The following is an 8598-nucleotide window of genomic DNA, read 5'->3' as shown; positions in this document are numbered from 1 at the left end:
TTTTCGATGATCTCCTTGGCCATCTGGTGGTCAAGGTCCAGAGTGGCATACATCTGCTTGAGCTTGCGATTCTCTTCCTCTAGCTCCTTGAGGCGCTTGAGCTCCTTGGAGTTCATTCCAGCATATCTAGAACGCCACTTATAGAAAGTGGCGGGGCTGACCCCATGCTCACGACTGATCTGGTCGACACTCTTTCCATTGTCGAACTCTTTTAAAATCTTTGCAATCTGTTGTGGTGAAAATTTACTTCGTCTCATAATACTGTTTAAAATTAAGATAATTATTCTACTTTTAAACAGTTCGGTTTAAAGGGAAGCTTACAATCGGAATTGGATACAGCCCGAAATTATTAACCAACATCAAAATGAACGACGGATTTTACATCTTCGAGACTTATTCAATTATAACGCAAAAGGAAGAAATTAAGATTTCGGAATCACAACTAATTCAAATTCTCTATAATAACGACTCAATATATAATTCTCATAATCTGACTTTACAATATAAAGGAACGAACGGTGTGGTCCATAAAAAACTATATCTAAATGCAGAACCTTGGAGTGAGCTGACTTCTGACTTAAGCCGAATAAAAAAAACTATTGCCAATAACTAAGCATTCGTGTGGTCGGCATAACCCAACAGGAATGTAGTGTAATTGCACGGGAGCGAGATAAACGAACTTAGCGAAAACTTACGAAGCCCCTTTAGACTTTGAAATCATATCCAAATCCATTACTATACCTACTCCAAGAATTTGCTTCCATTGAACGCTAGGTCCTTCAATTACAATTTCTTCGTTAGTAATTTCGTTTCGGTTGGTTTCTACCTTTATATCATCGTCATATCTCAAGTGTGAGCCTAAAGTAGCTTTAACAAACTTATTAACCTTCATGTCTACATTTACTTCCCAATCAACATCAATGTTTCCAAAATTATTGATGTAATCTGTGTAAAGCTTCAAGTGACTATTCAGTTTAATGTTTTCGAAAAGTTGTTCTTCGTATTTATTGGTTAACAAAATCCCTACCCCTTGTTTTACTTTTTCGCCTTCTCTCAACATATTTCCTTCTTCATCATAAATAGCAGGGTTTACTCCAAAAGCGCCTTTATTGGCTAAGTGATCGTCTAAAACGAATGTTGTTTTTACAGTAAAAGGAGATGCATAAAAAGACAAATGGTCTATGTTTTTGCCGTATTCCATTCCTATTCCGAAAAACATATAGGCCGGGGCAAAAAATCGAGAAATGGCTTCATCTTTATTGGGATATTTATAACCATCAGAAAATTGCGTATTAAAACTAAATCGTGCAGAATAAAACCAATTGCTTATGGAATCGGTTTCATAAACAATACTAGAATTCACCTCGATTATATCTTCGGTTTTTTTAACTCCATTACCTTCTTGCTTATTTAACCCGTATTTTAAATTCAAATCTGATTTCCAAAACCATTTTTCTTTTTTGAATTTAGCTGCAGATTTTCCAGAAATAATACCTGAAATAGAGTTTGTTCCACCAGAATTCCAATTTGTGAACGAAACTTGATTAAGTAATATGCCTACTTCATTTTTAATCCGCCAACCTAAATCGACAGTATCTCTTTTTTTTATCTCTACCGACAATGTGTCTGAGTGAGCAAATAAATTGTTTAAGCTAAAAAAGAGTATAAGGGCTGTTACCCCAAATATTTTTTTCATTCTCACTAATTTAATACGTAAACGTACCGTTTTCACTGCTTATTGTAAGCTTCTTTTCATCTGAAGCCACTACCCTTCCTATTATTTGTGCATCAACATTAAAGGTTTTTGAAATTTCAATAATGGTCGCTGCAATTTCTGGAGAAACGTACAGTTCCATTCTGTGCCCCATATTAAACACTTGGTACATTTCCTTCCATTCCGTTTTACTTTCCTCCTGAATGAGTTTGAAAAGTGGCGGTACTGGAAACATATTGTCTTTTACAATGTGAAGGTTTTCTACAAAGTGAAGAATCTTGGTTTGCGCTCCCCCACTGCAATGTACCATACCGTGGATTTGGGCTTTATCAATTTGCGATAAAATCTTTTTAATAATTGGAGCGTATGTTCGTGTTGGAGAAAGCACTAATTTTCCAGCGTTTAATGGACTGTTTTCAACAGCATCATCCAATTTTTTCGAACCTGAATAAACAAGCTCTTCTGGGACGGAAGCATCGTAACTTTCTGGATATTTTTCGGCTAAATATTTGTGAAACACATCGTGTCTGGCAGATGTAAGGCCGTTGCTGCCCATTCCGCCGTTGTATTCCTTTTCATACGTTGCTTGTCCGAAGGAAGCGAGACCTACAATCACATCGCCTGCTTGAATGATTGCATTATCGATAACATCGCTGCGTTTCATACGTGCCGTGACAGTAGAATCTACAATAATAGTTCTTACTAAATCCCCTACATCGGCAGTTTCGCCTCCTGTAGAACGAATGTTTAGTCCAAACTCTTTTAATTCGGAAATAAGTTCTTCTGTACCATTTATAATTTCTGAAATAACTTCTCCTGGGATACGATTTTTATTCCGGCCAATGGTTGAAGACAACAGTATGTTATCTACTGCGCCTACGCAAAGTAAATCGTCTATGTTCATGATTAAGGCATCTTGCGCGATTCCCTTCCACACAGAAAGATCTCCCGTTTCCTTCCAATACGTATATGCCAAGGAAGACTTAGTTCCCGCACCGTCTGCGTGCATTATCAAACAATAGTCTTCATCACCAGTAAGGTAGTCGGGTACAATTTTGCAAAACGCTTGCGGAAAAAGCCCTTTATCTACATTTTTAATTGCGTTATGTACGTCTTCTTTACCTGCTGAAACACCTCTTTGGGCGTATCGTTTAGAAATTTCCTTACTCATCGTATGGGTTGTAAATTATAGATTGGTTGCAAAAGTACGGATTAATAAAAAAGCCTACAATGTAGGATACTAAATAGCAAATGGGCTGTCCGTTAAAATTGGAACAACCCATTTAAAATACTATTGAAAATTACTGTGCCTTACTAACTCTGCACTCATAACATTTCAAGTTTAGGTGCTTTCTTCCTATTTTGTAAACAACAACTCACGATACTTAGTAAGCGGCCAAAGCTCATCATCTACTAAAAGTTCAAGCTTATCACAGTGATATCTTATAATTTGAAAATACGGTTTTACTTCGTGACAATACGCTAAGGCTCGTTTTTCAGCATCTTCAATTTTATTGCCCTTCTTGCGCTCTTCAATCATATCGGTAATACCCTTATTTATTTTAGCAAGGTGCTCACTTATTTGTTCGATAAGGTGCATCTGTTCGGTTGCATATTTTTTAAAGTCGGTACCGTATATGTTTTTCAGTCCTTGAACGTTTTCTATCAAAATGTTTTGATATTGAATTGCAGTAGGAATAACGTGGTTTCTAGCTATATCACCAAGAATGCGTGCTTCAATTTGAATTCGCATAGTGTACTCGTCCATTTCAATTTCATAACGAGCTTCCGTTTCCACCTTACTCATAATTCCGAGTTCTTCGAAAAGGTCTATTGATTTTTTTGAAATCTTCGCTTTTAATGCTTCTGGCGTTGTTTTATGATTGCTTAATCCGCGTCTTTCAGCTTCTTTTTCCCAAGCTTCGCCATAACCATCTCCTTCAAAACGAATGCGTTTAGAATCTTTTATATATTCTCTAAGTACGTTGAAGATGGCATCATCTTTCTTCATCTTCTTACTTTTAATCAATTCATCAACCTTCACCTTAAAATCGATAAGCTGTTTTGCGACAATTGCATTTAGCACGGTCATAGGGTTTGCACAGTTGGCTGTAGAACCTACCGCGCGAAATTCAAATTTATTTCCTGTAAAGGCAAATGCTGAAGTTCGGTTTCGGTCTGTATTATCTAAAAGAATTTCAGGAATTTTACCAACAACATTTAACTTTAAATCTGTTTTTTCTTGAGGCGAAAGCTTGCCGTTGGTTACTTTTTCAAGTTCGTCTAAAACATCTGTTAATTGCGAACCAATAAATGCTGAAATAATTGCAGGTGGGGCTTCGTTTGCACCTAACCTATGGTCATTACTTGCACTTGCAATGGAAGCTCTCAACAACTCTTCGTGGTCGTTAACTGCTTTAAGCGTATTAATAAAGAAAGTTAAAAACTGAAGGTTCTTCATAGGCGTACTCCCTGGGCTAAGCAGGTTAACCCCAGTGTTTGTTGCTAATGACCAGTTATTGTGTTTGCCACTTCCGTTTACGTTAGCGAATGGTTTTTCGTGAAATAACACCTTAAAATTGTGTTTATCTGCAATTTTGTGCATCAAATCCATTAATAACGAATTGTGATCTACCGCGAGATTTGTTTCTTCAAAAATAGGTGCAAGTTCAAACTGATTTGGAGCTACTTCATTATGTCGTGTTTTCACTGGAATTCCTAAAAGCATGCACTCGGTTTCCAAATGACGGATGAAGTTTAGCACACGCGCAGGAATAGATCCAAAATAATGATCGTCTAGCTGTTGTCCTTTTGCAGGTGAATGGCCGAGTAGCGTTCTTCCTGCCAACGAAATGTCAGGTCGAGATAATGCCAACGCGCTATCAACCAAAAAGTATTCTTGCTCCCAACCTAATGTAGCACTGACTTTAGTTACATTTTTATCGAAGTATTTTGCAATATCTGTAGCTGCATTATCTATGGCTAGCAAAGCTTTTAACAAAGGAGTTTTATAGTCTAAAGCTTCGCCTGTGTACGACACAAAAACGGTAGGAATACACAAGGTCGTGCCGTATATGAAGGCTGGAGAGGTGGGATCCCAAGCTGTATAGCCACGAGCTTCAAAAGTGTTTCTAATACCACCATTCGGAAAACTAGAAGCATCTGGCTCTTGTTGAACTAATTGTCCGCCACCAAATTTCTCAATAGCGTGCCCATCTTCCATAGTCTCAAAAAACGCATCATGCTTTTCTGCAGTAGCTCCCGTTAAAGGTTGAAACCAGTGTGTGTAGTGAGTAGCTCCTTTCGAAATAGCCCACTCCTTCATACCTGTAGAAATATGATCGGCAATATGACGTTCTATCTTCGCGCCAGTTTCAATAGCGTCCATTACACTTTTAAAAGAATCTTTTGTTAGGTACTGCCGCATAGCAGTTCTATTAAAAACGTTTCTCCCGAATATTTCTGAACGTCTTTCAGATTCTATTACAGGTACTGGAACTCTATCAAAGGTTTTTTTTAGGGCATGAAATCGTAGTGTAGACATTTGGTTGTTTTTAGTATTTGACTCGGCAAAAATACAAAAAACACAAGCACACCCCCTAAATTTTTACTTTTTTTTTGAAATAATCAATAATTATAGGTTCACCCCCTGTAAAAAAGGGGGTGAACTGCAAAATAACACTATTTAAGAATTGTAATGCCTATAAAAACAGCATAAGCAGCTACAAGTAAAATACCTCGTTTGCGACCAATTTCGTAGGATTTTGGTAGAAAGGCAAGAGGTAAAAGTATACCTGCAAAACCAATCATCCAGAAAATATCGTTTGTAAGTACTTCTGGACTCACAACTGCAATTGGCTGAATAATAGCCGTAATACCTAGAACAGAAGCTATATTAAAAATATTTGAGCCGATTAAGTTTCCAAGCGATATAGCCTTTTCTTTTTTGAGTGCGGCAATTACAGATGCAGCAAGTTCAGGAATACTTGTTCCTACGGCAATCATTGTAACCGCAATAACTCGCTCGGTAACTCCAAAATCTTGGGCTAAAGAAACAGCCCCTCTCACCAATAATTCACTTCCCGCATATAAAGCGCCACCGCCAATAATTAACCAAATTATTATTTTAAAACTCGAAGTTTTAGATAGGCTTTCGTCAACTTCTTCATCTACCAGCTCGGTGCCTCGTTCTTGTCGTGCTTTTCTAATTAAAATCCAAAGGTAAACAACGAGCATTAACAACAATGCGACCCCTTCGGTTCGAGAAATAATCTCGCCACTTTTTAAAATAAAATAAAGCGCAACAGAAAGAATCATCATCACTGGCCAATTCAGTTTATAGAAACCTTTATCTATTGCCAATGGTGAAATAATTGCGGTAATTCCTAAGACCAATCCAATGTTTGCGATGTTGGAGCCAATTACATTTCCTAATGAAATATCTGAAAAACCACTTATTGCAGCTTGTAAACTCACTAATAATTCTGGTGCCGAAGTAGCAAACGAAACTACTGTAAGCCCAATAACCATTTTTGAAATATTCAGTCTAAAGGAAAGTGCCACTGAAGATCGTACTAAAAACTCCCCTCCTACCACAAGTAAGGTTAAACCTATTAAAACGTATATATAATCCATAAGATTTTTTAAAGAATGCGAAGATAGTAATTCCTAAAAAGAGACTAGGTTACTTGACACTATTTTAATTTACCTTAAAAATCCACCTGCTTTGCAGGTGGTAATGTTCTGATGGCTATGCCTTATATTTGTACTATGAGTAAATATAAGAAACTTAGCCATGTAGTTTATAAATGTGACTATCATATAGTATGGGTTCCAAAATATCGTCTTCGGATATTGAAGGGAGCGATAAAGGAATTGGTCGAGCAAGATATAAGAATGCTTTGTGAGTGGAAGAGTTGCGAGGTCGAGGAACTGAATGTACAGGAGGATCATATCCACTTGTTGGTTTCGGTGCCGCCCAAAGTTTCTATCTCGAAGTTGATGGGTACATTGAAAGGAAAGATTGCGATAAAACTGTTCAAGAGTTATCCCAAATTGAAAAAGAAGCCTTATTGGGGCAATCATTTTTGGGCTCGTGGATATTTTGTAAGCACGGTTGGATTGGATGAGGAAATGATTAAAAAATATGTCAAATACCAAGAAAAGGAAGAAAAGCGGGTTGAGGATCAGCAACAAAAGTTTGATTTTTGACCATGCCTTTGTCGCCCCCTATGGGGGCTATCCAAAGCCACCTTCTTAGAAGGTGTGATTTTTACTAGTTTGTTTTAGTGGTGACCGATTAAGATGTAAGATACTTTGGCTTCGCTCAGCTACTTTCATTGTTTTGGACTCAACAGAATTTTCTAATCTTTTAAACGGAAATGGATTATTTTGCATGGAGCAGCATTTAATTGCTATCAATCAAACTTGGAATCGGAATTATAAATGGCGTTCAATGTGTAAAACGATCAAAAATAAAATCACAAAAAAACACTTTTATCCAGCTATAAATACTAATTATTAAATAACATCTTATTTATTTCTTATAATTTTATTAATCAAGTTGTTAGAATGAAGTAATATGCTATTTTTACAGTATTATGAAAAAGAAATTCTTTCAATCCCTAGCACGCCTGAACAAGAAAATCTTACCGAGCTTTACAAAACAGCAAGTGGATTTGGCGAAGGCATCAAAATTCCAGATGGCCATTTTCGCTTATAAATTATGGGTGACTAAGAATGCGCTGGATTAATATTTTAGTAATGATTTGACATTTTGGTTTGGCAACTTCCTAATTCCGTTTAAAAACTCCAATTCAATTAGGAAATTACACTGAACTACCTCCGCTCCTAACCTTTCGATTAAATTACAAGCCGCTTTTGCAGTACCTCCCGTAGCCAATACATCGTCGTGTAAAAGCACTAGGTCGCCTTTTTTTATTGCGTCTTCGTGTATTTCTAAGGAGTCCGTACCATATTCTAGGTCGTATGATTCTTTAAGTGTTTTATACGGTAGTTTCCCTGGTTTTCGAATTGGTATGAAGCCAACATTTAGTCGTTGCGCCAATAACATTCCGAAGAAAAATCCACGTGCCTCAATTGCAACAACTTTATCGACTTTTTGATTGTCGAGCAAATCTATAAACTGTTGAACACAAGCGTCAGTTGCTTCTCTACTGGCAAGTAAAGGTGTAATGTCTTTAAATTGAATTCCCCTTTTAGGAAAATCGGTTATATTTCTGATGTATTGTTCTATGTCTACCATTTTTTAAAAATACCAAAAAGATTTGAAGTTGTAAAGCACAAGATTGGTGTATTTAAATAAAGAAATTGAAAAACATATTTTAAAAGCAGTAGTGAAGAAACTAATAGAAAAGTGAGCAAATAGTGTGCAAATGAAAAAACCAGCATTTACAAAAGAGCTTTACAGTGCTGGTTTTAGTGTTAATTTAATCTTAAGGATTACATATCCTGAAAAAACTCCCGCCTTACAATGAAAAGTACACACCGCCGAAAAAGCGGTGCACTTTTTTTATTCCCAAACCCTTACAAAGGCTCAACACAAAAAGTTGTGGAGTAACTAAAATTGAGGGAACTTTGAAATAAAGATTTTCGATGTCCTCAGATTCATTATTAGCGATAGCCAATTTATTACTTCCTGAAGTACTAGTAACCTATTTTGATTTAACAAAGCACGAGATTAAAGGCGAAGAACTGCACTTTTACTTCACGGAATTAAATACACTTCCTGATGGATATAACGATGCCAAGCTTCATTCCAAGGGCTTCTTTCCACAGGCTACAGTTCAGGATTTTCCCATACGGGGTAAGAACGTTTTTCTACATATAACCCGGCGTAGATGGTTTAACGAAACTTCCGGAAA

9 protein-coding genes are annotated in these 8598 nt (G+C 36.8%); 3 read left to right on the top strand and 6 right to left on the bottom strand.

What is annotated here, in order from left to right:
- From BLW28_RS15295 to BLW28_RS15270, 5 genes are all read right to left on the bottom strand, one after another.
- Positions 1-257, bottom strand: a 257-nt coding sequence (locus BLW28_RS15295; RefSeq protein WP_143036921.1) for a transposase, incomplete at its 3' end; no start/stop codon positions are given.
- 434 nt (positions 258-691) lie between these two features.
- Complete coding sequence (locus tag BLW28_RS15285) at positions 692-1696, bottom strand: DUF3078 domain-containing protein (RefSeq protein ID WP_073222246.1); 1005 nt, start codon at positions 1694-1696, stop codon at positions 692-694.
- A 10-nt stretch (positions 1697-1706) separates the two neighbouring features.
- A complete protein-coding gene (locus tag BLW28_RS15280) occupies positions 1707-2885 on the bottom strand; it encodes an AIR synthase related protein (RefSeq protein ID WP_073222248.1) in 1179 nt (392 codons plus the stop codon).
- Positions 2886-3071: 186 nt separating this feature from the next.
- Complete coding sequence (locus BLW28_RS15275) at positions 3072-5258, bottom strand: glutamine synthetase III family protein (RefSeq protein WP_073222251.1); 2187 nt, start codon at positions 5256-5258, stop codon at positions 3072-3074.
- 137 nt (positions 5259-5395) lie between these two features.
- Positions 5396-6349: a calcium/sodium antiporter gene (locus tag BLW28_RS15270; RefSeq protein WP_073222254.1), complete on the bottom strand. Its 954-nt coding sequence runs from the start codon at positions 6347-6349 to the stop codon at positions 5396-5398.
- A gap of 135 nt (positions 6350-6484) precedes the next feature.
- Between BLW28_RS15270 and tnpA the strand changes: the two genes are divergently transcribed.
- Together tnpA and BLW28_RS15260 are read left to right on the top strand one after the other, a co-directional pair.
- On the top strand, positions 6485-6925 hold the full coding sequence (tnpA, locus tag BLW28_RS15265; RefSeq protein ID WP_073222262.1) for an IS200/IS605 family transposase: 441 nt from the start codon (positions 6485-6487) through the stop codon (positions 6923-6925).
- 389 nt (positions 6926-7314) lie between these two features.
- Positions 7315-7467, top strand: a complete 153-nt coding sequence (locus BLW28_RS15260; protein WP_073222257.1) for an SsrA-binding protein — start codon at positions 7315-7317, stop codon at positions 7465-7467.
- On the opposite strand, the gene BLW28_RS15255 is transcribed toward BLW28_RS15260, so the two are convergent.
- Positions 7464-7979: an adenine phosphoribosyltransferase gene (locus tag BLW28_RS15255; RefSeq protein ID WP_073222260.1), complete on the bottom strand. Its 516-nt coding sequence runs from the start codon at positions 7977-7979 to the stop codon at positions 7464-7466. The two genes, BLW28_RS15260 and BLW28_RS15255, sit on opposite strands and share 4 nt — an antisense overlap.
- 350 nt (positions 7980-8329) lie before the next feature.
- Between BLW28_RS15255 and BLW28_RS15250 the strand changes: the two genes are divergently transcribed.
- A partial coding sequence (locus BLW28_RS15250; RefSeq protein WP_092842589.1) for an ISAon1 family transposase N-terminal region protein occupies positions 8330-8598 on the top strand: 269 nt, incomplete at its 3' end.

The organism is Aequorivita viscosa (assembly GCF_900106795.1).
Taxonomy (GTDB): domain Bacteria; phylum Bacteroidota; class Bacteroidia; order Flavobacteriales; family Flavobacteriaceae; genus Aequorivita; species Aequorivita viscosa.
This window is presented reverse-complemented; position numbering and strand designations above follow the sequence as displayed.

What these genes read in the sequence shown, in the direction of transcription:
- BLW28_RS15285 (WP_073222246.1), bottom strand. Translation starts at nt 1,696, where the DNA reads ATGAAAAAAATATTTGGGGTAACAGCCCTTATACTCTTTTTTAGCTTA.
- BLW28_RS15280 (WP_073222248.1), bottom strand. Translation starts at nt 2,885, where the DNA reads ATGAGTAAGGAAATTTCTAAACGATACGCCCAAAGAGGTGTTTCAGCA.
- BLW28_RS15275 (WP_073222251.1), bottom strand. Translation starts at nt 5,258, where the DNA reads ATGTCTACACTACGATTTCATGCCCTAAAAAAAACCTTTGATAGAGTT.
- BLW28_RS15270 (WP_073222254.1), bottom strand. Translation starts at nt 6,349, where the DNA reads ATGGATTATATATACGTTTTAATAGGTTTAACCTTACTTGTGGTAGGA.
- tnpA (WP_073222262.1), top strand. Translation starts at nt 6,485, where the DNA reads ATGAGTAAATATAAGAAACTTAGCCATGTAGTTTATAAATGTGACTAT.
- BLW28_RS15260 (WP_073222257.1), top strand. Translation starts at nt 7,315, where the DNA reads ATGAAAAAGAAATTCTTTCAATCCCTAGCACGCCTGAACAAGAAAATC.
- BLW28_RS15255 (WP_073222260.1), bottom strand. Translation starts at nt 7,979, where the DNA reads ATGGTAGACATAGAACAATACATCAGAAATATAACCGATTTTCCTAAA.